This is a genomic window from Streptosporangium vulgare (assembly GCF_042428775.1).
Lineage (GTDB): Bacteria > Actinomycetota > Actinomycetes > Streptosporangiales > Streptosporangiaceae > Streptosporangium > Streptosporangium vulgare.
In genome coordinates this window covers 12,464-38,484 of sequence record NZ_JBHMBS010000002.1, presented here as the reverse complement: position 1 = coordinate 38,484, position 26,021 = coordinate 12,464, and the positions used below count along the sequence as shown (strand labels likewise).

Genomic DNA, 26,021 nt, shown 5'->3' with positions numbered 1-26,021 from the left:
CGCGGCCTTACGGCCGATCGGCGGACCGAATCAGTGTGACAATCCCGGCCGCGTGTCCGGCATGGCCCTGTCGAGGCGGCGTTCCGCCGCGGCCTGCCGGTCCGGCCAGAAGAAAGGCGTCAACGTGTCTGCTCGTCGTGTCAACCATGCCGGAACCGACCTCGCCGTGATCAGCCGTCACGGAGTCAGCCGCGCCGGAACCGGCCTCGCCGTGATCAGCCGTCGCGGAGTCAACCGCGCCGTAGTCCGCCGTACCGCACCCGCGGGCGTCCTGATCGCGGCCGTGATGGTCCTGGGCGCGTGTGGCTCCCAGGGCGGTACGGCACCGGCCACCGCCCCGAGTGTCGCCGCGCCCGCCACCTCCTCCGCCGCCACCCCCTCCACGGCCGCCGCCGCCGGGTTGACGATCACCGATCCGTGGGTGAAGACCGCGAAGAAGGGGATGAGCGCCGCCTTCGGCACCCTGGTCAACAACACCGACGCCGAGGTGACGGTCGTCTCCGGCGCCTCGCCGCTGTCTCCGAAGATCGAGCTGCACGAGGTCGTCGACTCCAAGGGAAAGATGATCATGCGGCCCAAGGAGGGCGGGATCGTGATTCCCGCGAGGGGCACCCACCACCTCCAGCCCGGCGGCGACCACATCATGCTGATGGGCATCACCGAACCGGTGAAGCCCGGCGCGCAGATTCCCTTCACCCTCACCCTCAAGGACGGCAAGACCATGGAGTTCACCGCGGTCGGCAAGGACTTCGCCGGGGGCAAGGAGGACTACCAGCCCGGCATGGACATGGGTGACGACAAGGGCATGGACATGGGCGAGGGCAACGGCTGAGCGGGAAGCGGGAAACGGAGAAGAACCCATGCGGGAACCCCGACTCAGCCGTAGGGGACTGCTCGCGGGAGGCGCCGCCACCGCGGTCGGCGCCCTCGCCGGGTGCGCCCCCGACCAGGCTGTCCCCCCGGTCGCCCCCCGAACCGATCCCCAGGCCGCCTCGGCGGCGTCCCCCGTCTCCGGAGGTTCCGGCGGAACCGGCGGTCCCGCCGGTTCCGCGACGGAACCCTTCGACGGGATCCACCAGGCCGGGGTCGCGACGGCGCCCCAGACGTACGGGGTGTTCGTCGGCCTGGATCTGCTGCCGGACACCGGCCGTGAGGCGCTGGTCCGGATGATGCGGCTGCTCACCGACGACGCCCGGCGGCTGACCCAGGGCAGGCCGGCTCTCGCCGACACCGAGCCGGAGCTGGCCGTCCTGCCCGCCCGGCTCACCGTGACCTTCGGGTTCGGCCCCGGCCTCTTCACGGCGGCCGGGCTCGCCGACCGCCGTCCGGAGGCGGCGGCGCCGCTGCCCGCCTTCGCGGTCGACAGGCTCAGGAAGGAGTGGAGCGGCGGGGACCTGCTGCTGCAGATCTGCGCCGACGACGCCCTCACCCTGACCCACGCCCTGCGCATGATCGTCAAGGACGCCCGCTCCTTCGCGAAGGTCCGCTGGACCCAGCGGGGCTTCCGGCGCGGCGCGGGCACCCAGCCCGCCGGGCTGACCCAGCGCAACGTCATGGGCCAGCTCGACGGGACCGTCAACCCGGCACCCGGCGCCCCCGGGTTCGACCGGGCCGTGTGGGTGAGCGACGGCCCCGAGTGGCTGCGCGGGGGCACCACGCTGGTGCTGCGGCGCATCCGGGTGGAGATGGAGACCTGGGACGCCGTGGACCGGGTGGCCAAGGAGTTCAGCGTGGGCCGGCGCCTGGACAACGGCGCCCCGCTCACCGGGCGCGACGAGCATGACGTGGCCGACTTCGAGAAGCTCAACGCGATCGGCTTCCCCGTCATCTCCGAGCAGGCCCACATCCGCCGGGCCCATGTCGCCGACCCGAACCTGCGGATCCTGCGCAGGGTCTACAACTACGACGAGGGGCTCACCCCGGAAGGGCACGCCGACTCCGGGCTGCTGTTCGCCTCCTACCAGGCCGACGTCTCCCGGCAGTTCGTCCCGATCCAGCGCAGGCTGGCCGAGGCCGACCTGCTCAACGAGTGGACGACCCCGATCGGTTCGGCCGTCTTCGCCATCCCGCCGGGCTGCTCCCCCAACGGCTGGATCGGGGACAGCCTCCTCGCGTGACAGGGGCCGCCGTACGCCCGTGACACCCGTGATGCCCACGGCCGTCACGGGCGTACGGCGGCCGTCCCGCGTTCCGCGGGCCTCCCCGGACCCGGAGAGCCCGTTCCTCGAACCACCGGGAACCGGTCAGCGGCTCAGGCTGGATGACCGGGAAGCGACCGCCCTGAGGGCCTTCGAGCAGTGCGAACCGTCCCGCCGGGATGTCACGGGGCGCCACCGTCACCGTGCCGCCCAGCTCGGCGGCGCGCGTCGCGACGGCGTCACAGCCGGACACCGTGAAGGCGGCCGTCCGGCGGGGCGGGGTCTCGGCGGGCCACCGCTCGTCCATCCGGGTCATCCACCCGGCGGGCGTGCCACCGGGCGTGCGCCACTCCGCGTAGAGGGCGGGGCCGGTGTCGCCCTTCCAGCGGAACAGGGCGGTGCAGAAAGCCGTGGCGGTCTCCGGATCGGGCGCCATGGGGTCCGCCCAGCAGAACGTTCCCGGCTCGTACGAGCTTCTCCCCGGCATGGCCGACTCCCTTCCTCCGCATGCCGCGCTCGCCCGGTGACGCACGCGCGGACTGGGACGACCCCCGGACGCTACCGGGCGAGGCTTCCGGTTCGCGGGGTCATGTTCTGGGACGGGTGCCTCGCGGGGTCACGTACCGGTGTGGATGGAGAACCACGTCACCCACCGCCGTTGCCAGGGTGTCTCGACCGCGCGGTGGTGGTAGTGCTCACGTGTCCACTCGACGGCCTGTCGAGGGGGCAGGCCGGTGAGGGTGGCCAGGCAGGCCATGACGGTGCCGGTCCTGCCGACCCCGCCGCCGCAGGCGACCTCGACGCCGAGCCCCGACCTCGCCTGGTCGTGCAGGTGGACGATGGAGCGGGCGGCCGCGTGCCGGTCCACGGGCAGCAGGAAGTCCGGCCAGCGGATCCATTCGTGCGGCCACGGCAGAGCGCTCTGGTGGCGGCGCCGGAGGCGTGCCGAACCGAGATAGAGCGCGAAGTCGGGGGCCGGGCCGGTGGGGGTGGCATCGCGCAGCCCCCGGCCGCGAATCCGGACACCGTCGGGGAACCGGACCGCGCCGGTCAGTGATGCCGTCATGAGGTGATTGTCGCTCACGGATGCCGGCCGGTCGCGGCGGAACCCTCGTCCCTCCCGTCAGGTCTGCCCTGCGGGAGGGACGAGGGCCAGGTCCGCCGGGTTCCCTCCAGGGACGAGGGCCAGGTCCGTCGGGTCCGCTCCAGGGACGAGGGCAGGCTCATCGGCTCCGCTTCAGTCCTGCTTCGGCCTGCTCCGGCCCGCTTCAGTCCTGCTCCGCCCCCCTCAGGCCCGCTTCGGCCGTGCGTGACGGTGAAGGTGGTCCTCCTGGTCAGTAGGGGTCGCCCGGACGGCGAGGGCTATCGGTACTGGACGAAGACCGGGTTCGAGTAGAACCACAGGTCTTCCCAGGGGCTCTCCTTGCCGTCGGCGAGCGGCTCGGCCTCGTCGGTGCTCGTGCCACGTACGCGGGCGTAGAAGTCGCCCTGCACGTCGCGCAGGGTGTGGCGGATGACGTACTCGCGTCCCGACCTGCGCCAGTCGCGCGGGCCGAACCGGGCCACGACCTTCGTGGTGGGGTTGGTGTCGGCGTCGAGGTTGCCGCTCGGGCCGGTGATCTGACCGGTGATCAGGTCGACGCGCCGGACCTCCGGGTGGTCGCCGTTGGCGTTCTTGCCCTCCAGCGGCCGGAACCTGATCTCGATGTCGACGTCGGTGCGGTTGCGGCGGCTCACGGTGAGGGTCTCGCCCGTGGTGGCCTGGCGGCCCTGGGTGCTCGCCGTGACGTCGAGGCTGGTGATCAGGTCGCCGGTGCCGACCCAGATCCGCCCGTTGCGGAGGCCGTCCATGATGTCGGCGTAGTCCTGCCTGGCCAGCACGTGGGTCTTGCTGTACTCGCCCGGCCAGAAGTCGGAGCCGCCGCGCGTCCAGTGCACGTGCGAGTCCGAGGTCGCGGTGATCCACCAGCGCCGGCCCTCACCGAGCAGCGAGTCCCAGAGACCGCCGACGCGGGCCGTCATCTGGTCGAAGCCGCCGTACGTCGGGTGGTTGCCGTACCCTCCGCGCGCGCCGCCGTTGAGCGGGCCCGCCTGGTGGCCGGGGGCGCCCTCGAAGCCGACGTAGATCTCCGGTGCGGCGTTGTTGCCGTTGCGGAACTCCCGGGGGGTGTCCTGCCCGTAGACGCCGAGCCCGGGCGCCGACCGCGAGGCGTGGTGGGCGATGACCAGCGGCTTCTGCCGCATGCCCTTCGCGGCCTTCAGGAACTCCACCATCTTGGCCTCGGTGTCGCGGCCGGGGTCGGCGGGGAACGCGTCGTGCTTGGCGAAGCGGCTCTCCAGCTCGAACAGCTGCTGCGCCTCATCGGAGTGGTGGGGAATCATCAGCGTGTGGTGGTCCAGCGCCGGGGCGTCGAACTCCATCCCCCAGAACTGGAGGACCTCGGGCACGAGGACACGCGAGCGCAGCAGGTCGGGGTAGGCCTGCTCAAGGTTCACCTTCGAGTGCGTCGGCCCGCCGTGGTCGGTGCACATCGCCCAGCTCAGGCCGAAATACTTGGCCATGATCGCGTTGGTGACGATCGGGTACACGGCGTCGGCGCCCTTGTGGAACTTCGGCGGGTTCGTCGAGGTGTCGAACTCGCCGCTGTACTCCGAGTGCACGTGGTGGTCACCGGCGCGCCACACCCGGTTGCGGGAGTTGCCGCGGTTCTCGCTCGCGAGCTCGGGGTTCTCCTCCGCCCACGCCGCGTTGCCGGTCGCCAGCGGGCTCGCGGCGACGAGCGTCGCCCCGAGGCCGGCGTACTTGACCAACCGGCGCCGCGAGAGCGACGAGCGCTCGGGGTCTTCGATGTTCTGGTCCTTCACGAGGAAGCCTTTCGGTCATCTGCAGTTGGGTGCCAATCCGCGAGTCTCGAAGGCCGTGCTGAACGCAGCGTGAACAGGGAACGGGACAGTAAAGAACAACTGCCTCAGAAGGTTATAAATCATCTCCGTGTGGCATCCGCCGGCCGCGTGGCACCGTGACGGCTCCGGACCACGCGCGGCGCCGTGACGGCTCCGGACCACGCGCGGCGCCGTGACGGTTCCGGACCACGTGGGGCTTCGGAGTTTCGGGGCTTCGCCGGACTCTCGGGTCGAGGCACGCCGGAGTTGGCGCAGAGCCGGGCACGGCCCAGGGGGAGGCGCGGTCGCGTGTTCTCACCCTGGGCCGACAGGCGTTACCTGCGGTAGTTCTTCCCCGGAGCCTCGCCGGGGATCGGCTTGGCGATGAGAGCGACGGGGATGAAGAAGCAGATCTGGGCGATCGCCAGGGTGAGTGTCCAGAGCGCCGTGTCGTCGTAGTGGGCGCAGGCTCTGGCGTACAACTCGTCGGGGACGCGCTCCCCGGACGGGTTCGGGGTGAGGACGGCCTCCACGAGCTCCAGCGCGACCCGTTCGGCGTCGGTGAAGTAGGGGGCGTCCCGCCAGGACGCCACGGCGGTGATGCGCTCCTCCGTCTCCCCGGCCTCGCGGAGGCCGCCCGTCTGCCGGACGGTGTGGTAGGTGCTGCCGGCGATCTGCCCGGCGCGGAGTTGCACCAGGCCGACGGTGGTCCGCGGGATCGAACCGTTCAGGGTGGCCTTGGCCATCGCCCCGGCGATCGTCGCCGCCTCGGGAAAGAACTGGGCGGGGTCGGGCAGACGTGACCGGAGGTCGTTCTGCTCGGTCGTCGTGGATGTGGACATCACGAGGTCTTCCTCTCTCGATATCAGCGGTGCTCTCAAGGCTCGCGACCCGGTGGGGCGGGACCGCCGTCACGAAGTGGCCGCCCACGGGGACGGCCACACGTCCCGGCGCGGGTTCTCGACGGCGATCCGCGTACGGCCCGGGGTCGCCGGGCCTTCTCGCGTGCTGGACGGTGTCTCAGGAGTCCGACGACACGACCGCCGGGAATGTGAGGCGGCGCGCCGCCTCACAGTTCGGGGCGCTGTCTCGTCGAACGGGTGAGGGCAGCCGCGACCGAGGGAGCCGACGACACCATGACCACCCCATCCGGGCCGGGAGACGACCGGCTCGATCCGGGCCTGAGCGCGATCGTCAGCGAGCGGCGTCAGCTGATCAATCTCGCCTACCGCCTTCTCGGCTCCCTGGCCGATGCCGAGGACGTCGTCCAGGAGACCTACGCCCGCTGGTACGCCATGTCCCGGCAGCGGCGGGAGGCCGTCGAGTCCCCGGGCGGCTGGCTGACGACGGTCGCCAGCCGCGTCTGCCTGGACCTGCTCGGCTCGGCACGGGCCCGTCGCGAGCGCTACGTGGGTGAGTGGATTCCCGAGCCGCTGCCCGATCGCACCGAGTGGATCAACGGGCGGCCGGGCGGCACCACGGCGGACCCGGCGGACCCGGCCGACCGGGTCACTCTCGACGAGTCGATCAACATGGCCTTCCTCGTCGTGCTCGAATCGATGACCCCGGCCGAGCGCGTCGCGTTCGTCCTGCACGACGTCTTCCGCTACCCCTTCGCGGAGGTGGCCGAGATCGTCGGCCGTACCCCGGCGGCCTGTCGCCAGCTGGCCTCCTCGGCCCGCCGCCGCATCCGCGCCTCGCGGGCTCCCGCGACTCCCACGGCCCAGCAGGCCGAAATCGTCAGGGACTTCAAGCTGGCCTGGGAGGCCAAGGACATCAACGCCCTCATCGGCCTGCTCGCCCCCGGCGCCACGGCGGTCACCGACGGCGGCGGCCTGGTCAGCGCGGTGCTCCGCCCGGTCGAGGGCCGCGAGAGGATCGCGCGCTACGCCGTCGACATCGTCGACATGGTGCCCAGCCTGACGATCCTGGAGCGCACGGTCAACGGCCAGCCCGGCCTCGTGGCCCAGCGGGACGGCGTCACCGTGACGGTGATGGCGTTCCATGTCGCGGACGACCGGATCACGCGCATCTGGGCGGTACGCAACCCCGAGAAGCTCCGGCCCTGGACCGTGGGGCAACAGCACTAGGAGCGGCCGGACGCGGCCGAAGCCGCTGCGCCACGCGCGCGACACGCCCGGCCGGGGTCCCGATCCTCCCGATTCTTCTGGTCCTCTCGACCCTCCCGACCCTCCCGACCCTCTCGACCCGAGCACGACGAGGAGGGCCGCGCCGATCGGCTCGTCGGCCGTCGTCGCCATCTTCACCCGTCCCGTAGCAGTCAAGGAGACACCCGTGTTCCTGCGTGTCGCGGTCACCCTGCAGACCCTGGCCCTCTTCGCCGCACCGATCACCGCAGGACTGTTGCTGTCCTCGCCCGGCGGACGAACGCTGCACAGCGTCTCGGCGTACGGGGTGTTCACCGTGGCGGTGTCGCACCTGGTCATCGCGATCCTGCTGTGGCGTCCCGGTGGCGGTTCGCCCAGGCCCATCCTGTACGCGGCCGGGTTCCTGGGGCTCGTACTGGCGCAGATAGCGCTGGGCATCGCGCAGGTGAAGACCCTGCACGTCCCGTTGGGCGTGCTGTTGTTCGGCCTGAGCGTCCTCCAGCTCAGCCAGGTCTCGGCGGGCCGCCGCAGGGCGCAGGGGTGACGACGTCCACGCGGCACCCGGCCGTCCTGGTCATCGCCTGTGGGCCGGACGTGACGACGACCCGGCGATCGCGGTCAGTCCTCTCCGCGGAGGGGACGGCCACTCGCCCGCGCGAAGCCGAAAACAGCTTTTACTTGAGTTTGTAAACATTGTAAAGAGCTGCCGTTTACGAATATCGGCGCCGATGTTGACGAAGATCTGTTCCGGCGTCACCGGATATTTCGCCTCATTGTTAGGCCGTGGCAGACTCCTGCCGCGAGAGGTCACCCCCCGGACAAAGGCAGAGTCCATGGTCAAACGCGCCCTCGCAACCGTAGCCCTCTCTCTCCTCGCATTGCTCGGGTTAACGCCGCCCGCCCACGCGGTGACACTGGAGCAAAAGCTCGCCGCACTTTCGAGTTTCAGCCAGCCCACGGCGGCCAGCGCCGCCAGCTGGCTGTCCGCCTGGCAGAACCAGGGTGCCTGGGGGGACTACGCCTTCGACTGGTCGACCGATCTGTGTTCGAGCAGCCCCGACCAGCCGCTCGGCTTCGACTTCAGAATGCCGTGCCGGCGCCACGACTTCGGCTACCGCAATTACAAGGCGGTGAGTCAGTTCCCGGCGAACAAGGCGCGCATCGACGACGCGTTCTACTTCGACATGAAGCAGGTCTGCGCGGGATACTCCACCATCCCCAGGGGCACCTGCAACAGCCTCGCCTGGACCTACTACCAGGCGGTCAAGGAATTCGGCACCCTCAACGTCACCGGGGCGCAGATCGAGCGGATCCGCCAGGCCGCGGAACGGGCCAACCAGGACGCGGGGGTGTGATCCGTCCCGCTGCTCCTCGCGGACGAGGGATCGTCGCGTCCCGCTGATCTCTCGTTGATCTCCTGCCGACGTATGCCGGGCCGGTCTCGTACCGGCCCGGCTTCGCGCTTGCCCGGGTTCGCGCTCACCCGGGTTCGTGCCGGTCGGGTTCGTGCCGGTCGGCGGCCACGGCCTTGGAACCACCCCGGGGCGTGGCCGGATCCCCGGTCGGCGCGCGCACGCTCCGTAGGGGGATCTTGCTCACCCTCCCCGTCACATCCCATATGATGGGGCCGCGAGTGATAGGGCAAAAGGGAGATCAGACGTGATAGGTGACGACGACATCTCCGGGTGATACCGGAAGTGATCGGCCACCGGCCGGCGCGTAGAAGCGCTGTCGCCGTGGCCCTGTCGTCGTTTCACCGATTCCTGTTCCCCGGCTGGGCGGCCTTCGCGCGCCCGCATCCCACACGAGGTTTTCTCGCATGTCCGATGCGTTCATCATCTGCTCGAACCTTTCCTTCTCCTGGCCCGACGACACCCCGGTCTTCCAGGATCTCTCCTTCACCGTGGGCGGCGGCCGTACGGGCCTCGTCGCCCCGAACGGAGCCGGCAAGAGCACCCTGCTCAAGCTGATCGCCGGCGAGTACCGGCCCGGCGGCGGGACCGCGTCCGTCCAGGGCGTGCTCGGCTACCTCCCGCAGAGCCTGCCGCTGACCGGTGACCTGAACGTGGCCGAGGTGCTGGAGATCGCTCCGGTGATCAGGGCCCTGGACGCCATCGAGTCCGGGGACGCGAGCGAGGAGCACTTCACCACGATCGGCAACGACTGGGACATCGAGGAGCGCACCCGTGCCCAGCTGGACCGGCTCGGCCTCGGGGAGCTCTCCTTCTCCAGGCGCCTGGAGACCCTCAGCGGCGGCCAGGTCATCTCCCTCGGCCTGGCGGCACAGCTGCTGAAGCGGCCCGACGTCCTGCTGCTCGACGAACCGACCAACAACCTGGACCTGGACGCGCGCCGCAAGCTCTACGGCGTGCTGGAGGACTGGAACGGCTGCCTGCTGCTGGTCAGTCACGACCGGGCGCTGCTGGACCGGATGGACCGCATCGCCGAGCTCGACCGGGGCGAGGTCCGCTCCTACGGCGGGAACTTCACCGCCTACGAGGAGGCCGTGCGCGCCGCTCGGGAGGTCGCGGAGAAGAACGTCCGCAGCGCCGAGCAGGAGGTCAAGCGGGAGAGGCGGGAGATGCAGCAGGCCCGGGAGCGGGCTGCGCGCCGGGCCGGCAACGCCGCCCGCAACCTCAAGGACGCCGGGCTGCCGAAGATCTTCGCCGGGACGATGAAACGCGACGCCCAGGAGTCGGCGGGCAAGGCGAACGAGATGCACGCCGCGCGGGTCAGCGACGCCAAGGCCCGGCTCGACGAGGCGGGCCGCGCCCTGCGCGACGAGCAGAAGATCACGCTGGAACTGCCCGGGACCAACGTCCCTGCCGGACGCACGGTCTTCCTCGGTGAGGGGATGCAGGTCCGCTACGGTGAGCGGGCCCTGTTCGCGGGAGAGGGCGCCGACCTGACGATCCGGGGGCCGGAGCGGATCGCGCTGACCGGCCCCAACGGCGCCGGCAAATCCACCCTGCTGCGCCTGGTCAACGGCGACCTGGAACCGGAGGGCGGCCAGGCCAGGCGGGCCGACGGCCGGGTCGCCTACCTGTCCCAGCGGCTGGACCTGCTCGACCTCGGCCGGACCGTGGCGGAGAACCTGGCCGAGTTCGCCCCGGGGATGCCGCAGGCCGACCGGATGAACCTGCTCGCCCGCTTCCTGTTCCGCGGCTCCCGCGTTCACCTGCCGGTCGGAGCGCTGTCCGGCGGTGAGCGGCTGCGCGCCACCCTGGCCTGCGTGCTGTACGCGGAACCGGCGCCCCAGCTGCTGCTGCTGGACGAGCCCACCAACAACCTCGACCTGGTCAGCGTCGGCCAGCTGGAGAGCGCGCTCAGCGCCTACGAGGGTGCGTTCGTGGTGGTCAGCCACGACGAGCGCTTCCTCGCGGAGATCAAGATCGACCGCTGGCTACGGCTCTCCGAGGGCCGGCTGCTGGAGACGGGAGCCCCGACGGCGACCGAGGCACCCGGGGACGGCTTCGGGCGCGGATGACCTCGCCGTGGCGTACGAGCGGGCCGGGAGGCATTCGTTCACGACCTCGGCGGGAAGCTGGAGCTGAAGGCCCCGCGGTACGCGTTCGCGGAGCTCTGTCTCGACACCGACGCCTGCCGGCGCCGCTCCCAGTCGGCCCGGGTGAGTTCGTACTCGACCTCGCCGTGCTGGGAGCCCTCGATCGCCTCCGGCCAGTCCTCGGTGAAGCTGCGGACGAACGACAGGCCGGCCTTCTCCATCACGCGCCGGGATCGCGTGTTGACGGCCATGGTGTTCGCGGTCACTCGTTCCACCCCGAGGTCCGTGAATCCCTTGTCGACCAGGGCGAGCGATCCCTCCGTGGCATGGCCGACGCCCCAGGCGGCCCTGTTCAGCCGGTAACCGAGTTCGGCCACGGCGGGGCTGTGGTCGGCCAGCGGCCGGAACTCGAACCAGCCCAGGAAGGTGCCGGTGGTCCTCTCCTCAGCCGCCCAGTAGCCGCGGGTGCCGAAGCACGGGTGGTCGTGGAGGAGGCGCGGCAAGGTGTGCGTCCGGATCGCCACGCGGCTCGCGGGGCGGCCGCCGTTGATGAAGCGCATGACGTCGGGGTCGTCGTCCAGCGCGAGCAGGTGGTCCGCGTCGGCCTCGGTGAACGCGCGGAGCACGAGCCGGTCGGTCTCCAGGAAGATACGCATGCCGGAATCCTCACCACCGGCGGCCGGGACCGCCACGGGATTTCCACTCGACGAGGGGCGACGGGGATCCGGCTGTGTGGTTACCCGGTTGTGTGGTTACCCGGCTGTCCGGGGGATTGTCACAGGTCCGGCCGGGTGGTCAGCCGCGGTCAGGGTTGTGCCACTTCTCGAAGGGAGGAGCGGGCGACCGGGTGAGTTCCAGGAACTGCTTCGCCCTGTCCAGGCAGTCGGGACAGACGGGCTCCTGGACCGATCTGGCCGTCGCCTCCGGTGTCGGTTCGCGGAAGGTGGCCAGCACCGTCATACCGGGAGGAAGGCCGGTCTGGGGGTCGATCGTGACTGTCGTGACGCTCGCCGGGATGAAACCGAAGGTGCGCTTGCATACGTAGCATCTGCCGATTGTCGTAATCCGCTCATCTGCCATATGGCGTCTGCCCTCCTCCCCGGCACCGTACCTCCTGGGCGGTTTCCCCCGACATAGTGCTGCTCCTCCTGCGCTCGCGGGCGCCGCGGCGATCGAGCGCCCCGCATCACGGGGTACGCGCTCGGTCATCTTCCGAGGCGCTCGTCGTGCCCGCCGCCGTGCTCGACGCAACGGCCGGAAGACAGCGGATCGGGAGACGGGTCTGAGCCGCTCCGGCCGGGTGACGACCGTTGCGGGCGGCGGCGCTCGGCGCCCTGCCCTGCCCTGCCCCGCCTCGGCTTGGCCCGGCTTGGTCCGGCCCGGCCCGGCCCGAAGAGAGCAGCGAGGACCGGGCCCGCGCCGCCGAAGGGCAGGTCGGCGCGCTGATGCCCCGGCCGGCCCGGGTGTCAGCGCCGGGCCTCGGCCAGCTTCGCGCGGAGCGCCGCGCCGTCGAAGGGCACTCCCGGAGACTCCCAGAAGTTCTCGATCCCACCCGCGTAGACGAAGCCGTACGCGGGGGTTCCCGGCTGGAAACGCCACCCGTCCGCGAGTGCTCCCGCGTCGACGGTGTCGTAGCCGATCCGGTCGAGGAACGCGGTCGCCTCCCCCTTCGCGCCGACGTCGTCGCCCGCGATCGCCAGGGCACTGCGGTCCGCCGCGCCGGGGGGCCGGGCCAGCGCCCGCAGGTGCTCGAAGTAGATGTTGTTGAAGACCTTGACGACCTTTGACGCCGTCAGGTGCCGCTGCAGCAGCTCGCTGGACGTGGTGGATCCGGCGTCGAGCTCCGGGAAGGTCCCGTCCCGCTGGGGATAGTAGTTGTTGGTGTCGAGGACGGTCTTGCCGGCGAGCGGCTCCACCGGTACGTCGAGATAAGCCCGGAGCGGGACGCTGACCACCACCAGGTCACCGGCCTCGGCGGCCTCGGCGGAGATCGCGGCACTGGCCCTCGGCCCGAGCTCGTCGACCAGTTCCTTCAGTGTGTGGGGGCCGCGTGAGTTGCTCAGCACCACGTCATAGCCCGCCGCGACGGCGAGCCGGGCGACCGTGCCGCCGATGTTTCCGCTGCCGATGAGTCCAATGGTTGTCATGACAACCACCAACTTCCGCGCCGTACCCGGCATTCCCCGCCGCCTCCCGCGGCCGAGCCCGCGGTTCCGGCCACCGCGGACGACTTGACGGTCTTTTCCTCTGTCGTCTCGGGGACCATCTGCTCGCCCTGCCGTTCCGAGCTGAGAAAACGGAGGATGTCCGGGCAGGTCGGGTCTCCCGCCGACGGCACGACGACCGCAGTCCGGTCAGGCGCGCCGGCCGGGATCACGGCCCCTGAGGGCCGTACCGCGCCGGTCAGGAGTAGTGGACCTCAGGGGCGGGCCAGGCCCCGTCCTCGGTGAACTGCGATCCCCAGTAGAACGGGTTCACGTCGCGAAGGGTGCGAGCGCCCCATCCTGTGGCGCTGGAGTCGTCGGGCACACCGACCTGGACATCAGGCCCCCACAGGGCCAGACGTTCCTGGCAGATGCCGCACGGAGGAAGGACGAGGACGCGCTCGCGTCCGGGGTCCCGGTACACGCACACGGAGGCGGTGATCTTCTTGTCGAGAGTGTAGGCCTGGCAGATGGCGCCGGTCTCGTGACACAGGGACACCCCGCCGTTGAGGTTGTCCAGGCCGACGCTGGTGAGGATGTGCCCGTCATCCAGGTAGACGGCCGCGGCGCCCCCCTGCTCCCCGGGAGGCCATCGCCGATCCATTTGCGCGATGGCCGCGTCGACAAGATTCTGATCGAGCTGCATGTGGGAATCGTGGCACACCACCGTCCCTCGGCCCGCACCGCCATCGGTCCGACGGAATGGGTGACGACGTCATGCGTGTCGCGCGATCAGGGTGCGATCCTCGGCCGCCGCCGCGATGTGCTCCCGCCGCGATGTGCTCCCGCTGCGATGTGCTCCCGCTCCCATGCCCGCTCGGTCGGCTCTGCGGCTCGCGAGCGGCTCACCCCGGCACCGGTGCCCAGCGGGTAGGACGATCTCGCGCGCCGGGTGCTCGATCTCGCCGAGGTCGGTTCGGGACACCGCCACAGTGCGGCCCCAGGTCATGAGGCATGACACCGGGAGTGTCGTGGTTGTGCGACCGCCCGTGTTCGCGGAGCCGTCACGACGGCTGTCTCACTCGTGTGCGGCCCCCGATCGTATGGGACAGTCGGGAGCATTGTTATCTATACGGTTTCGAAGCGGGAGCTATGGCAGCGGAGTTTCAGCTCGACGATTACATCCTGGTGCAGGACGGCAGGACCCTTGAGATCTTCCACCGGGGTCTCTCCGAGAGCAGTCGTTACCACGTCGCGTTTCTCGGGGTGGACGTCCAGCCGCACGGCGACGGGTTCAAGGTTCGGCTTGGTGCCAGGCAGGGCGACGATCAGGTCGTGGGTGGGGTGAGACTGAAGATGGACCGGGCGGAGTTCGCGCGTTTTCGTGACTTCATCGCCCTGGCTGTCGCGGCACGCGACAGGGTGAGCCCTCCGAACGAGTCCACCTCGCCCTGAGCCGTGAAGGCTTCGAATTCCCCTGAGTGACCGTGGTTCCCCGCCTGTTCCGGCATGGGGCCGCCCTCTGGAGTCCCCGGCCGTGGGCGGCGGACGGCCACGGGAAGGTGATCGTCGGCCCGCAGTGGTGCGACGGTACACGGCCGGTCCGAACGACCCGGTGTCCTGGTCTCCGACCCGGCGTCACAGCTCACGTCACACCGCGTACGGCACCGACGTGAGGTTGGTCGCGCCGCGAACGAGCGCCCGGCCGATCACCCCAGAGATAAGACCTTAGGGGTGTCCCGCGCATCACGGCCGTGGTTATCGTCGGATGTGTCAATCCCCCGCACGCACTTTTTCACGGGGATCACCAGAGGCGACGCATCCGCCTATTCGTCGTGCTCGGGAAGGGGAAGACAATGCTGAACACCATCGAGATCGTAGTCGGTCTTTTTCCAGGTCAAGGCGCCTATGCGCCGAATGCTCTACAGCGGCTGAAAGCATATGGAAATGGCCCGGCCGAAGCGATTGAAATCATTGACGACGTAGCCAGGGGAATGCTGGGCAAAGGGCTGGATCGCGCTTTGTCCGGCGATTCCCTGGAGCGGCTGCTGGACGAGGCGCCGGACGTCCTGCAACTGGCCGTGTTCGCCGCGTCCACCGCGGCCCACCGTGCGCTCACCGAGGAGGGGGCGCGGTTCAGCGTGCTCGTCGGGCACAGCCTCGGCGAGATCGCGGCGCTGGTCGCCGGTGGCGCGCTGAACGTCGCCGAGGGCGCGGAGATCCTCTGCCACCGCGTCATCGCGCTGCGCGAGCACGACAGCAGCGGCGGCGGGCTGCTGGCGCTGGGCTGCGCGGCGGAGCGGGCCCAGCAGATCCTGGACCTGCTGCCCACCTCCGGGGCCGTGATCGCGGTGGACAACGGGCCGGAGCAGACGGTGGTGTCGGGACCGGCCGACGCGCTGCGGCGCACGTCCGCGATCGCCGACGCCGTGGGCCTGTCCGCCACCGCGCTGCGCGCGTCGCATCCGTTCCACAGCCCGCTGCTCGCCGCAGCCGGGCAGGAACTGGGCCGCAGGCTCACCGGGTACGGGCGGCGCGGGCTGGACGTGCCCGTCTTCTCGCCCATCCTGGGCCGTTACTACCGTGACTCGGACGACCTCGGCGAGCTGCTCGCCTCCCATCTCGTCACGCCGGTGCGTTTCGGCGCCGCCGTGGAGCGGCTGCACCGTTCCGGTGCGGGCGTCTGGGTGGAGGTGGGCGCGGGGCGGGCGCTGACGTCACGGGTGCGGTCGGCGCACCGGACCGCGTCCGTGCACACGCCGCTGCTGCCGGACGTGGACACGTTGCGGGAGACCGGACGTTTCCTCGCCCCCGCCGCCACCTCTCGGTCGGTGACCGTCGAGAACCCCGCCTCCCGGTCGGTGACCGCCGAGGACTCCGCTCTCCGGTCGGTGACCGTCGAGAACCCCGCCCCCCGATCGGTGGCCGTCGAGGACCCCGCACCTCGGGCGACTCCCACCGACGGCGCCATCACCCGGGTGGTCACCACTGGCGGCACCACTGCCACCACTGCCACCACTGCCACCACTGCCACCACTCAGACGGTCCTCGCCGAGAGCCTCAATGTTCCCGCTGTCCCCGTTGAAGCCGAAAGCGCCGTCGCGCAGTCGAGGGAGGCGATCGCCGCCCGCGTGCGCGACCTCTACGCCACCACCCTGGAGTACCCGGAGGAGGTCTTCGAGGACCACGCCGAGCTGGAGGCCGACCTCGGCGTCGACTCGGTCAAGCGCGTGGAACTCATGAGCCGGCTCAGCCTCCTGTTCGATCTGGGCCCGCGCCCCGAAAACCTGCGGATGTCCGACTACCGCACCTTCGGCCAGGTGGTGGACTTCGTGGTCGACTCGCTGGCCAAGGCGGACGCGGCATGACGGCGTTCGAGGGCCGGGTGGCCCTCGTCACGGGCGGCGCGGGCAGCGTGGGCGCGCACCTCGTGCGCTCGCTCGCCGAGGCCGGCGCCACGGTGGTGCTGAACTGCTTCCACTCCTACGACGCGGCCAAGGCGCTCGCGGCCGAGCTGGGCGGCGGCGTCCGGGTGATCAGGGCGTCGGTGGCCAAGCAGGACCAGGTGCGCCGGATGTTCGACGAGGTGACCTCGGCGTACGGACGGCTGGACCTGCTGGTCAACAACGCCGCCGCGGGGACCTTCGTCGGCTGGGACGAGCTCACCGAGGAGCACCTGGATCAGGCGTACGAGACCAACGTCAAGGGCGCGCTGTGGTGCGCCCGCGCCGCCCGTCCGCTGCTGGCGCGCTCGGACGCGGGCTGCGTCGTCAACGTCTCCTCGGTCGGGGCGTTGTACGCGCCGGCGAACTACCTGCCGGTGGGGCTGTCCAAGGCGGCGCTGGAGGCGCTGACCCGCTACCTGGCCGCCGAGTTCGCGCCCGACGGGATCCGCGTGAACACCGCCTCCGCCGGGCTGCTGGACAACCCGGTCGGGCGGATGTTCCCCGGGTTCGACTCGATGAGCGCGAACGCCGTGGCCGCGACCCCGATGGGCCGGCTCGCGACCCCGGCCGACCTGGCGGACCTGGTGCTGCTGCTGGCCTCGCCGGGCGCGGCCTGGGTCACGGGGCAGACGGTGGTCGCGGACGGCGGCATGTCGCTGCACCGTGCGGCACTGTCACCGGACCCCGTACCAGAACACGCGCCAGGGGCCGTACCGGAGTCCGCGCCGGAGTCCGCACGGTCGCGGCCTGTGTCCGCGCCCGAGCCCGCACCTACGTTCGCGTTCGCGCCCGAGCCCGTGTCTGAGCCCAAGCCCGAGCCCGTGTCTGAGCCCAGGCCCGCGTTCGCGTCTGAGCCCGCGCCCGCGCCCACGTTCGAGCCCGTGTCCGAGGCCGCGCCCGAGCCCGTCCCTGAGCCGCGTACGGAGCGGATCCAGGGCGTGGACCCGATCGCGGTGGTCGGCATGGGGCTGGCCGTGCCGGGCGCGGCCGACCCCGAGGCCTTCTGGCGGCTGCTCACCGACGGTGCCGACCTGTTCGTGGACGTCCCGCCGGACCGCTGGCCGCTGGCGAGCTTCCACGACGACGATCCCGGCGCCTCTGACAAGACCTACCAGCGCCGCTCCGGCTTCATCACCGACTTCACCCCGCACCCCGCCCTGGCCGCCGAACGCCCGGACGCCGGGCTCGACCACACCACGCTGTGGCTGCGGCACAGCGTCCACCAGGCGCTGGAGGGCGTGAGCAGGCGGGACACCGACCGTTTCACCGCCTGCTTCGGCTACACCCCCGACGGCAGCCAGCACCTCCAGGAGGCGCTGGTGGACCGGGAGCTCGGCGGCCCCGGCGTGCTGCCGCACGGCGACACCTCCCGGTCGGAGCCGTTCCCGCACCGGGTGGGCGCGGGCGCGATCGAGGGCCTGCTCCCGGCGGACACACGGCTGCTCATGGTGGACACCGCGTGCTCCTCCTCCCTCTACGCCATCGATCTGGGGCTGCGCGACCTCCTGGCGGACCGGGCCGAGGTCGCCGTGTGCGGCGGCGCGTTCGCGCTGGCCCCCGGCGGCTCGGTGCTGTTCTCCAAGCTGCACGGCCTGTCGCGCGGCGGCGAGGTCCGCGCCCTGGACAGGAGCGCCGACGGCGTGCTGTTCTCCGACGGCGCAGGCGTCGTGGTGCTGAAGCGGCTGTCGCGGGCGCTGGCGGACGGCGACACCGTGCACGGCCTCATCGCGGGCGTCGGGCTCTCGGCGGACGGCAAGGGCAAAGCGATCTACGCGCCGTCCAGCGCGGGCCAGGAGCTGGCGATCGCCCGAGCCTTCGGCAAGTCGGGCGTCGGCGCCGACGACGTCGACTGGGTGATCGCGCACGCCACGGGCACCCCGGCGGGCGACGAGGCCGAGTTCCTGAGCCTGCGCGCCGCCTACAGCGGGACCCGCCAGGTGCGGGTGACCTCGAACAAGTCGCTGATCGGCCACACCGGCTGGGCGGCGGGCGTGGTGTCGGTGATCCACGCGCTGCTGGGGTTGCGGCACGAGATGATCCCGCCCCAGCACCGCTTCTCGGCCGCGCCGGACGCCTTCGGCCTGGAGACGTGCAATCTGACCATCCCCACCCGGCCGGTGCCGTGGCCGTCCCGGCCGGACGGGCCGCGTACGGCCGCCGTGTCGGGGTTCGGCTTCGGCGGCACCAACGCGCACCTGCTGGTGCAGGAGTTCCGGCCCGCCCGGCCCGCCCGGCCCGCCCGGGCGGGTTACGGGGCCAGGAACGGAGAGCCCATGGTGATCGTGGGCTGGTCGGCGCACGTGCCCGGGGCCGAGGACAACGAGCAGGTCGGCGCGTGGGCGCGCGGACGGCACCTCCAGCCGGACTCGTTCGGCGACCGCTATCCGCATCCGCCGTTCGCCCGCCTGCGGCTGCCGGCGTCCACGATCCGGGCGACCGACCGCACCCAGCTCATGATCATCGAGTGCATGCAGCGGCTGGAGCCGCGCGTCCGCGAGTTCTGCGCCCGTCACAGCCGCACGACCGGCGTGGTCGTGGGGCACACCGGGCCCACGCGCAACGCCGTCCTGTACGCCGTGCGCGCCTACCTGGACGAGCTCGACCAGCTGGCGGGCGAGCGGGCGGCGGAGCTGCGCGAGCGCGTGACGGGGCTCATCGGCCCGCCGGACGAGGACGCCTTCCCCGGCGAGATGCCGAACGTCATCGCCGCCCGGCTGAGCGGCTACTTCGACCTGCGCGGGCTCAACATCGCCGTGGACGGCGGCGCCGCCTCGCTGGCCGACGCCTTCGACCTGGCCGGACGCTACCTGGACTTCGGCGACGTGGACGTCGCCCTGGTGGCGGGGAGCAACGGCAACAGCCTGCGGTCGTGGAGCGACCTGCTCGGCTGCGGGCCGATCGGCGAGGGCACGTTCCTGTTCGCGGTCACCCGCGAGTCGCTGGCTCTGGCCGAGGGGCTGCCGGTGCTGGCCGAGGTGTCCGTCGAGACGGTCACCGAGGAGAGACTGGAGGCCACGGCATGAGCAGGGCGAACCTCCTGGGCGCGCAGGGCGCCCGCGAGCTGATCGCGTTCCTGGAGGGCGGCGGCGACGGGACGATCGAGCTCAGGCCCGATCCCGGCACCGGCGCGCGCCTCATCACCCTGAGGAGACCCACCGCAAAGGACACACGACCTCCCGGACCCGCCACGCAGGACACACGACCTCCCGGACCCGCCACGCAGGACACGCGACTTTCCGGACCCGCCACGCAGGACACGCAGGACACGCGACCTCCCGGACCTGCCGTGGGAGACGCGCGGGAGGCCGAGTCCGCCGCGCAGGACGCGCGGAAGGTAGAACCCGCCGCGCAGGACGCGCGGAAGACCGGACCCGCTGCCCAGAACACGAGACCCCTCGTACCCGCCGCGCAGGACACGCGACCTCCCATGCCTGCCGCGCGGCACGAGCCGGAGCGGCTGCTGGACCGTCACGTGTTCGAGCTCGCCCCCGACCCGCGCCGTCCCGTCCGCGCGGCCCCGCCCGCGATCCCGCCGGACGCCGTCGTGCTCACCAACGCGCCGCGCTTCAGGGCGGGCCGCGACGACGGCGTGTCCGCGCACGTCAGGGTGATCGTGGACGCCACCGACCCCCGCCTGCGCGCGGCTCGCTGGTCGGAGGCGGTCGATGACCTGCTCGGCCTGCACGAACGCATGTTCCTGAAGGCCAAGGAGTGCGCCGCCCACCTGGACGGCGGCTCGTTCGTGGTGAGCGTCGTGGGCGGCGTGACGGCGGCGGGCGTGCCGCTGCCGTTCACCGGCCTGTTCACGGGCCTGGTCAAGAGCCTGGCGCTGGAGTTCCCCGGCGCCGACGTGCTGGCCACCGTGCACGAGGACGTGCCGCTCGACGAGGTGCTGGCCACGGTGAGCGCCGAGCTGGGCGCGCGGCGGCTTATCCCGGTGACCTATCACGCGGGGGGCCTGCGGCTCACACCGAGAGCGGTGCCCACCCCGGCCCCGCGACCCCAGGCCCCGCGACCCCAGGCCCCGCGATCCTCGGTCCCGAGCCCCTCGGCCCCGCAGTCCCAAGCCTTGCCGTCCCCGGCCCGGCAGTCCCAAGCCCCGCCGTCCGCGACCCCATCTCACGGGGAGGAAGCGGTCCCACCTCACGGCGGGGAAGCGATCCCGTCGCTGGGCGAGGACGCGCTGGTCGTGGCCGCCGGAGGGGCGCGGGGCATCGGCGCCCCGGTGCTGGAGGCGCTGGCCGCGCGCCACCGTCCGCGCCTGGTGATACTGGGCAGCTCCGAGCTCCCCGACGACGCCGACGAGGAACTCGACCGCAGCGCGTTCATCCGCGCCCAGATGCGGCAGGGGGCCTCGGTGCCGGAGGCGAACGCCCGGTACGACCGGCTCGGCGAGGCGCGGCAGATCCGGCGCACGCTGGCCGGGCTGGAACGGCTGTGCGGGCCGGGGCGAGTCCGCTACCTGCGCTGCGACCTGCGCGACGGCGACGCGGTCAAACGGGCCCTCGCCACCGTGGACGGCCCCATCGACCTGCTGCTCAACATCGCGGGTACGAACCGGGCCTCCGACGTCACCGCCAAGTCCGTCCAGGACTTCCGGGTGGTGCGCGACCTCAAGGTGCGCACGTACCTGAACCTGAAGGAGGCGACCCGGGGCCGCGAGCCGCGCCTGTGGTGCAACTTCGGCTCGTTCATCGGGCTGACGGGCCAGCGCGGCGAGACCGACTACGGCGCCGCCAACGACTTCCTCAACACGGCCGCGATGAACGCCACCGGCGAGTTCACCATCGGCTGGACGCTCTGGCGCGACATCGGCCTCGGCGCGTCGCCGCTGATGCGCGACTTCCTGGAGGGCAGCGGAGAGTTCACGCCGACGCCGACCGAGGAGGGCGTCGAGCACTTCATGGCCGAGCTGGCAGCGGCCCCGGACGCGCCCGTCACCGTGTTCTTCGGCGCCAAGGAGCGGGCCGCGATCAGGGCCGCCGTGCCGGAGTTCCTGGAGTTCTCGGCGGGCGTGACGCGGCCCCTGCCGTACATCGACCGGGTGCTGCGCCGCGACGCCGCCGAGCTGGTGGCCGAGCGGACGTTCTCCCTGGACCGGGACGGATACCTCGACCTCCACCAGGTCCGCGGGTATCCGACGCTGCCGGGCACGTTCGTCCCGGAGCTGGCGGCACAGGCCGCCGTCTCCCTCGTGCCGGGCCGGGTGCCGGTCGTCTTCGAGGACCTGCGGCTGGAGTCGTTCCTGCGCATCTACCGCGCGGACCGGCCGGAGGTGAAGCGGCTCACCGCCAGGCTGCTGCGCGCCGACGAACGCGAGTCGGTGGTGGCCGTTCGGGTGCTGGGGGACGTGGTCGCCCCGAACGGCGTCACGGTCGCCCGCGACCGGCTGCACTTCTCGGTCACGGTACGGCTGCGCGACGCCCCGGTGCCCGGCCCCTCGTGGACGCACTGGGACGAGCACGGGAGCAGGCCGCTGCGCGACCCGTACCACGTCCCGGGGTCGGACGTCCTGCTGCGCGAGGTGTTCGAGTCCACGACCGGCACCCGCACGCATCCGCTGGGACGGCGCGGCCGGCTCGCGCTCGACGCGCCCGCGCTGCGCCGCTGGTTCCCCGACCTGCTGGTCCCGTCCGTGACGCTGGACGGCCTGGTGCGCGTCGCCGTCCTGGAGCGGGTGGCGGGCCGCTGGACGCCGGTCGCGATCCCCCGCTCGATCCGCCGCGTCGACCTGTACGGCGGGCACACCGACCTGACGCTGGCCGCGCTGACCGAGCCGGTGGAGCTGTACGTCACCCCGGTCGACCTCGACCTGGAGGACCCCGAACCGGACAACCGGGCCATCGCGGTCGCGTCGAGCGGCGAGGTACTGCTGCAGGTGAAGGACATCATCGGCGCCATCGTCGGCTACGTGGACCAGGAGACCGGCGAGTACGTCGACAGAGAGAGATTCGACGAGCGATTCGACCGCGAGGAGCGCCGATGAACCCCGAAGGGACCTGCCCGGTCGCCCACGGCCCGCGAGGGCTGCCGGTGATCGGCGACGCCATCCCCTACTTCAAGGACCCGCTGGCCTACACGCTGTCCATGCAGGAGCGCGACTCGCTGGTGTCGGTCCAGCTGCCCATCCCGTTCGTCCAGGTCACCGAGCCGGAGGCGATCGAGCGGGTGCTGCGCGTCAACCCGGACAACTACCAGCGCGGCACCCTCTACCAGGGGTTCTTCGGCATGATGGGGTCGGGCCTGCTGACGCTCGACACCGACGACTGGCGCGGCCCGCGCAAGGCGGTGCAGCCGGCCTTCACCCCGCGGCGGGTGACCGGCAGCGCCCGCGAGGCGGTCACCGCCACGGAGAAACTGCTGCGGAGCTGGTCGGAGCACGCCGCCTCGGGCGCGGTCGTGGACGTCGCGCCGGGCCTGATGGACGTGTCCGCGCGGGTCATGGGCATGGCGCTGGTCAGCCGTGACCTGTCGGGCACCGACTACACAAGGGCCGCCGCGATCGCCAACAAGGTCATATACACCAGCACGATCAAGGGCCTCTCGGCGCTGATCCCGTCCTTCGTGCCGACGCGCTACCACCGCGACCGCAAGTGGTCGGAACGGGTGCTCGACACCATCATCCGCGAGGTGATCGAGGAGCGGCGGGCCGCCGGAGAGCACGGCACGGACGCCGCCGGGCTGCTGCTGGACGCCGGACTGTCCGACACGGAGGTGTCGGACAACCTGCGCACGCTGCTGCTGGCCGGCTCCGACACCACCGGTCAGGCGCTGGCCTGGACCATGTACGAGCTGGCCCGCCACCCGCAGGCCCGCCGCGCCGTCGAGCGCGAGGTGGACGAGGTGCTGGCCGACGGGCCGCCCGACCTCGAACGGCTGGGCGAGCTGCCCCAGACCACGGCCGCGGTGAACGAGGCGCTGCGCCTGCACCCGCCGGTCTGGCAGTTCCCCCGCGACGCCGTCGAGCCGGACACCCTGGCCGGGCGGCACGTCCCGGCGGGCACGACGGTCCTGCTCAGCGTGTACGGCACGCACCGCTCGCCCGAGCACTGGGCGGACCCGGAGGCCTACGACCCGCAGCGCTTCCTGGGCGACGCCCAGGACCAGCGGCACAAGCACGCCTTCCTGCCGTTCGGGGGAGGGCGGCGCATGTGCGTCGGCAAGGGACTGGCGATGGCGACGCTGGTGACGGCGGTGGCGATGCTGTCGCGGCGCTACCGGCTGCGGCTGCCGGGCGCGCGCCAGGTGAGCAGCGGCCACTACATCACTCTCTTCCCCAGCTCGGGGCTCCCGGCGGTCGTACAGGAGCGGGCATGACCGCGACGGCGGTCCGGCCGCACCTGGTCTCGTTCGAGACCGGCTCCTTCGTGCGGCCCGTGCGCCGCATGGTCTGGGAGCCGGTGCCGCACCCGCTCCCGGCGCCGTCCCCCGTGGCGCGGCGGCTGCTGGTCGTCGGCTCGGACACCGACCTGGCCGTACGGCTGGCGAGCCGCCTCGGCGCCGACGTGTGCGCCCCCGGCCGCGAGCCGGAGCACGACGACTGGGACGGGATCGTCGACCTGAACGTCACCGGCGTCCCGTACCGGCTCGGCGGCGGCGAGTGGCGGGACGCGCTGGCCAGGACCACCCGCATGGTGCAGCGCCGCTACGCCTCCTGGCAGGCGGAGTCGCGCGCCGACCGATGCTGCTACGTCGCGGTCACCCACCTGGGCGGCCTGATGGGCTACGACGACGGGCCGATCGACACGCCTCTGGGCGGCATCTGGGCGGGGTTCGCCAAGTGCCTGCCCCGCGAGCTGCCCAACCTCGCCGTGAAGGTACTGGACGTCGACTCCGCCGACCCGGACGGGCTCGCCGGGCTGCTGGAGTCGGAGCTGGCGGCGTGGGACCTGTTCGAGATCGGCTACCGGCGGGGCGTGCGCCACGCGCTCACCGCCCTGCCGAGCCTGGAACCGCCGCCGCGCCTGGACCTGGACGCCGACGACCTGGTGCTGATCTCGGGAGGCGCGCGCGGCGTCGGCTTCGCCCTGGCGCGCGGGCTGGCCGAGCGGTTCGGCTGCCGCGTCGTGGTGACGGGCCGCGACGAGCTGCCCGCCGCGGACTGGCTCACGCTGCCGGACGACCGCTACGACGGCCACCGCCGCGCCAGGATCGCCGCCGCCCGCACCGCCGACGCCCTGCGGGAGACGCGGGCGGCGCTCAAGCGCGAGTCGGAGCTGCGCCAGGTCGCCGCCAACCTGGCCGCCGCCGAACGGGACGGCCTGCGCATCGCGTACGAGGCGTGCGACTGCGTCCGGCAGGAACAGGTGGACGCCCTGTTCGCCCGGCTCCCCGCCCCGGCCGTGGTGGTGCACAACGCGGGCATCGACCTGCCGACCAGGCTCGACGGGAAGACCACCGAGGAGGTCGTGCGCACCGTCGAGGTGAAGGTGTCGGGGTTCGCGTCCCTGACCAGGGCGGTGCTCGCCACCCCGGAGCGGCGGGCGGCGCTCAAGGTCTTCTGCAACGTGGGGTCGCTGGCCGGGCGCATGGGCGGCATGATCGGTCAGATCGACTACGCGGCGGGCAACGAGGCGCTGTCGCGGCTGGGGTTCTGGGCGCGCAACACGTACGGGCTGCCGACGCAGACGCTCTGCTGGCCGACGTGGGAGCGCCTGGGCGTGATCGCCAACTACGACGCGGCGGTCCGTTACGTGTCCACCCTCGACCCCGCCGAGGGCGTACGCCGCTGGATCGACGAGCTGCGCTCCGGCGGCACCGGCGAGGTCATGTTCATCGGCCAGGTGGGCGGCGCGCTGGTGCCCACCCAGCTGCGCGGCTTCTGGCTGTTCACCGGCCACCCCGACCTGCCCCGGCTGCACGGCCTCGCGCATTTCCTCGGCGAGGTCGAGGACTTCCGCCCCTTCCGCTCACTGCGCGGCTCGATCGTCCACCGGCCCGGCTCCCACCCCTGCCTGGCCGACTTCACGGTGGACGGCCGACCGGCGCTGCCGGTGTCGGTACTGCTGGAGCAGGCGTGCTCGGTCGCCGACTGGGTCGTCCCGCCCGGCTGGCCGCTGCAGCACCTGGCCTCGGTCCGTGACATACGGGTACACCCGTCGGCGCTGGTCCTGGACGGTGGGAAGTTCCCCACGTCGGCGGTGGATGAGACGGCGCCGGTCCTGGACGATGGCCGGTTCACCACGTCGGCAGTGGGTGAGATGACGGACGAGGGCTGGACGGTCCACGTCACGATCACCGCCGCCGACGGCGCGGTCGCCGGTTCGATGCGCCTGCTCTACCAGCAGGAACCCCCCGAGCTCCCGCCCCTGCCCCCCGCCCCGCCCGTCGTCAAGGAGCACAGTGCCCCGTTCGTCGTCGAGGCGCACGGGGGCGGCCGCCTGGCCTGGTCGGGGCTCGTCCTCGGGACGGCGAACGACCCGCTGCCCGCCGTGACGGCCGCCGACCTGTGGACGACCCCCTTCCCACCCGCCCACGGCATCGCGCCCGCCGCCCTGGAGGCCGCCGTCCGCGCGGCCGGCCCGGTGACCGGCGACCTCCTCACCATCGACCGGATCGTGCCCCGTCCAGGGGCGCAGCACGTGGACCGGCTGCTGCCCGTGGAAGGTGGGTGGTCCGGATCGCGGGCGGGCGAGCCCGTCCTGTTCATCGCGCGGGTGGAACAGGGGAGCTGACGACCTGTGACGTACATGCCTGTGACTTTTCCCCTGTCCCGAATTGTCGGCGGAGCTCCGTAGCGTCCGAAGCCACTGTGGTGAAGGGATCACCATGGCGACGGCAAAGTCACGCGACGGCAC

General features: G+C 71.9%; 21 protein-coding genes. 14 read left to right on the top strand and 7 right to left on the bottom strand.

All coding sequences use genetic code 11. From position 1 onward, the window contains the following. Positions 1-124 precede the first annotated feature (124 nt). From ACFFRH_RS04145 to ACFFRH_RS04130, 4 genes are all read left to right on the top strand, one after another. Entirely contained in the window at positions 125-832 is a 708-nt protein-coding gene (locus ACFFRH_RS04145) for a copper chaperone PCu(A)C (RefSeq protein WP_344743089.1), read from the top strand. Positions 833-860: 28 nt separating this feature from the next. Further along, positions 861-2,117, top strand: a complete 1,257-nt coding sequence (locus tag ACFFRH_RS04140) for a Dyp-type peroxidase (RefSeq protein ID WP_344743090.1) — start codon at positions 861-863, stop codon at positions 2,115-2,117. A gap of 200 nt (positions 2,118-2,317) precedes the next feature. Next, positions 2,318-2,497 carry a hypothetical protein gene (locus ACFFRH_RS04135; protein WP_386154336.1) on the top strand — a complete coding sequence of 60 codons (180 nt, stop codon included), beginning with the start codon at positions 2,318-2,320 and terminating at the stop codon, positions 2,495-2,497. 39 nt (positions 2,498-2,536) lie between these two features. Further along, positions 2,537-2,665, top strand: a complete 129-nt coding sequence (locus ACFFRH_RS04130; RefSeq protein ID WP_386154333.1) for a hypothetical protein — start codon at positions 2,537-2,539, stop codon at positions 2,663-2,665. Between the two features lie 89 nt (positions 2,666-2,754). On the opposite strand, the gene ACFFRH_RS04125 is transcribed toward ACFFRH_RS04130, so the two are convergent. The 3 genes from ACFFRH_RS04125 to ACFFRH_RS04115 all read right to left on the bottom strand — a co-directional run bounded on the left by ACFFRH_RS04125 (position 2,755) and on the right by ACFFRH_RS04115 (position 5,863). Beyond that, on the bottom strand, positions 2,755-3,204 hold the full coding sequence (locus ACFFRH_RS04125) for a phosphatase domain-containing protein (RefSeq protein WP_344743093.1): 450 nt from the start codon (positions 3,202-3,204) through the stop codon (positions 2,755-2,757). Positions 3,205-3,500: 296 nt separating this feature from the next. Beyond that, positions 3,501-5,003, bottom strand: coding sequence for a CehA/McbA family metallohydrolase domain-containing protein (locus ACFFRH_RS04120; RefSeq protein ID WP_344743095.1), 1,503 nt, complete (start codon positions 5,001-5,003; stop codon positions 3,501-3,503). A gap of 353 nt (positions 5,004-5,356) precedes the next feature. Continuing rightward, positions 5,357-5,863 (bottom strand): carboxymuconolactone decarboxylase family protein, encoded by a 507-nt coding sequence (locus ACFFRH_RS04115; protein ID WP_344743096.1) that lies wholly within the window; start codon positions 5,861-5,863, stop codon positions 5,357-5,359. A gap of 294 nt (positions 5,864-6,157) precedes the next feature. Here ACFFRH_RS04115 and sigJ point away from each other — a divergent pair, with 294 nt between their 5' ends. From sigJ to abc-f, 4 genes are all read left to right on the top strand, one after another. Beyond that, on the top strand, positions 6,158-7,111 hold the full coding sequence (gene sigJ, locus ACFFRH_RS04110) for an RNA polymerase sigma factor SigJ (RefSeq protein WP_344743097.1): 954 nt from the start codon (positions 6,158-6,160) through the stop codon (positions 7,109-7,111). A gap of 205 nt (positions 7,112-7,316) precedes the next feature. Further along, a complete protein-coding gene (locus ACFFRH_RS04105; RefSeq protein WP_344743098.1) occupies positions 7,317-7,673 on the top strand; it encodes a hypothetical protein in 357 nt (118 codons plus the stop codon). Positions 7,674-8,037: 364 nt separating this feature from the next. Beyond that, a complete protein-coding gene (locus tag ACFFRH_RS04100) occupies positions 8,038-8,484 on the top strand; it encodes a phospholipase (protein WP_344743099.1) in 447 nt (148 codons plus the stop codon). A gap of 464 nt (positions 8,485-8,948) precedes the next feature. Next, positions 8,949-10,616: a ribosomal protection-like ABC-F family protein gene (abc-f, locus tag ACFFRH_RS04095; protein ID WP_386154326.1), complete on the top strand. Its 1,668-nt coding sequence runs from the start codon at positions 8,949-8,951 to the stop codon at positions 10,614-10,616. Positions 10,617-10,654: 38 nt separating this feature from the next. On the opposite strand, the gene ACFFRH_RS04090 is transcribed toward abc-f, so the two are convergent. The 4 genes from ACFFRH_RS04090 to ACFFRH_RS04075 form a co-directional block, all read right to left on the bottom strand. Beyond that, the gene (locus ACFFRH_RS04090; protein ID WP_344743101.1) at positions 10,655-11,290 is read right to left on the bottom strand and encodes a GNAT family N-acetyltransferase; all 636 of its coding nucleotides are present in this window, start codon (positions 11,288-11,290) and stop codon (positions 10,655-10,657) included. A gap of 139 nt (positions 11,291-11,429) precedes the next feature. Beyond that, positions 11,430-11,594 carry a hypothetical protein gene (locus ACFFRH_RS04085; protein WP_386154323.1) on the bottom strand — a complete coding sequence of 55 codons (165 nt, stop codon included), beginning with the start codon at positions 11,592-11,594 and terminating at the stop codon, positions 11,430-11,432. A gap of 506 nt (positions 11,595-12,100) precedes the next feature. Further along, positions 12,101-12,781, bottom strand: a complete 681-nt coding sequence (locus ACFFRH_RS04080; protein WP_344743104.1) for an NADPH-dependent F420 reductase — start codon at positions 12,779-12,781, stop codon at positions 12,101-12,103. A 256-nt stretch (positions 12,782-13,037) separates the two neighbouring features. Continuing rightward, complete coding sequence (locus ACFFRH_RS04075; protein WP_344743105.1) at positions 13,038-13,484, bottom strand: cytidine deaminase; 447 nt, start codon at positions 13,482-13,484, stop codon at positions 13,038-13,040. 446 nt (positions 13,485-13,930) lie between these two features. On the opposite strand from ACFFRH_RS04075, the gene ACFFRH_RS04070 reads away from it, so the two are divergent. The 6 genes from ACFFRH_RS04070 to ACFFRH_RS04045 all read left to right on the top strand — a co-directional run bounded on the left by ACFFRH_RS04070 (position 13,931) and on the right by ACFFRH_RS04045 (position 25,898). After that, entirely contained in the window at positions 13,931-14,233 is a 303-nt protein-coding gene (locus tag ACFFRH_RS04070) for a hypothetical protein (protein ID WP_344743106.1), read from the top strand. 566 nt (positions 14,234-14,799) lie between these two features. Next, positions 14,800-16,146, top strand: a complete 1,347-nt coding sequence (locus ACFFRH_RS04065; RefSeq protein ID WP_344743108.1) for an acyltransferase domain-containing protein — start codon at positions 14,800-14,802, stop codon at positions 16,144-16,146. Next, entirely contained in the window at positions 16,143-19,247 is a 3,105-nt protein-coding gene (locus ACFFRH_RS04060) for an SDR family oxidoreductase (RefSeq protein ID WP_344743109.1), read from the top strand. Before ACFFRH_RS04065 ends, ACFFRH_RS04060 begins: the two co-directional genes overlap by 4 nt. Then, positions 19,244-22,210 (top strand): KR domain-containing protein, encoded by a 2,967-nt coding sequence (locus tag ACFFRH_RS04055; protein ID WP_344743111.1) that lies wholly within the window; start codon positions 19,244-19,246, stop codon positions 22,208-22,210. The genes ACFFRH_RS04060 and ACFFRH_RS04055 overlap by 4 nt, the downstream gene beginning before the upstream one ends. Further along, positions 22,207-23,541, top strand: a complete 1,335-nt coding sequence (locus tag ACFFRH_RS04050) for a cytochrome P450 (RefSeq protein WP_344743112.1) — start codon at positions 22,207-22,209, stop codon at positions 23,539-23,541. Before ACFFRH_RS04055 ends, ACFFRH_RS04050 begins: the two co-directional genes overlap by 4 nt. After that, entirely contained in the window at positions 23,538-25,898 is a 2,361-nt protein-coding gene (locus tag ACFFRH_RS04045) for an SDR family NAD(P)-dependent oxidoreductase (protein ID WP_344743113.1), read from the top strand. The genes ACFFRH_RS04050 and ACFFRH_RS04045 overlap by 4 nt, the downstream gene beginning before the upstream one ends. Positions 25,899-26,021: the final 123 nt, after the last annotated feature.

Coding starts and splice junctions, on each gene's coding strand:
- ACFFRH_RS04140 (WP_344743090.1), top strand. CDS start 861: ATGCGGGAACCCCGACTCAGCCGTAGGGGACTGCTCGCGGGAGGCGCC.
- ACFFRH_RS04135 (WP_386154336.1), top strand. CDS start 2,318: ATGTCACGGGGCGCCACCGTCACCGTGCCGCCCAGCTCGGCGGCGCGC.
- ACFFRH_RS04125 (WP_344743093.1), bottom strand. CDS start 3,204: ATGACGGCATCACTGACCGGCGCGGTCCGGTTCCCCGACGGTGTCCGG.
- ACFFRH_RS04115 (WP_344743096.1), bottom strand. CDS start 5,863: ATGTCCACATCCACGACGACCGAGCAGAACGACCTCCGGTCACGTCTG.
- sigJ (WP_344743097.1), top strand. CDS start 6,158: ATGACCACCCCATCCGGGCCGGGAGACGACCGGCTCGATCCGGGCCTG.
- abc-f (WP_386154326.1), top strand. CDS start 8,949: ATGTCCGATGCGTTCATCATCTGCTCGAACCTTTCCTTCTCCTGGCCC.
- ACFFRH_RS04090 (WP_344743101.1), bottom strand. CDS start 11,290: ATGCGTATCTTCCTGGAGACCGACCGGCTCGTGCTCCGCGCGTTCACC.
- ACFFRH_RS04085 (WP_386154323.1), bottom strand. CDS start 11,594: ATGACGGTGCTGGCCACCTTCCGCGAACCGACACCGGAGGCGACGGCC.
- ACFFRH_RS04080 (WP_344743104.1), bottom strand. CDS start 12,781: ATGACAACCATTGGACTCATCGGCAGCGGAAACATCGGCGGCACGGTC.
- ACFFRH_RS04075 (WP_344743105.1), bottom strand. CDS start 13,484: ATGCAGCTCGATCAGAATCTTGTCGACGCGGCCATCGCGCAAATGGAT.
- ACFFRH_RS04070 (WP_344743106.1), top strand. CDS start 13,931: ATGGCAGCGGAGTTTCAGCTCGACGATTACATCCTGGTGCAGGACGGC.
- ACFFRH_RS04060 (WP_344743109.1), top strand. CDS start 16,143: ATGACGGCGTTCGAGGGCCGGGTGGCCCTCGTCACGGGCGGCGCGGGC.
- ACFFRH_RS04055 (WP_344743111.1), top strand. CDS start 19,244: ATGAGCAGGGCGAACCTCCTGGGCGCGCAGGGCGCCCGCGAGCTGATC.
- ACFFRH_RS04050 (WP_344743112.1), top strand. CDS start 22,207: ATGAACCCCGAAGGGACCTGCCCGGTCGCCCACGGCCCGCGAGGGCTG.
- ACFFRH_RS04045 (WP_344743113.1), top strand. CDS start 23,538: ATGACCGCGACGGCGGTCCGGCCGCACCTGGTCTCGTTCGAGACCGGC.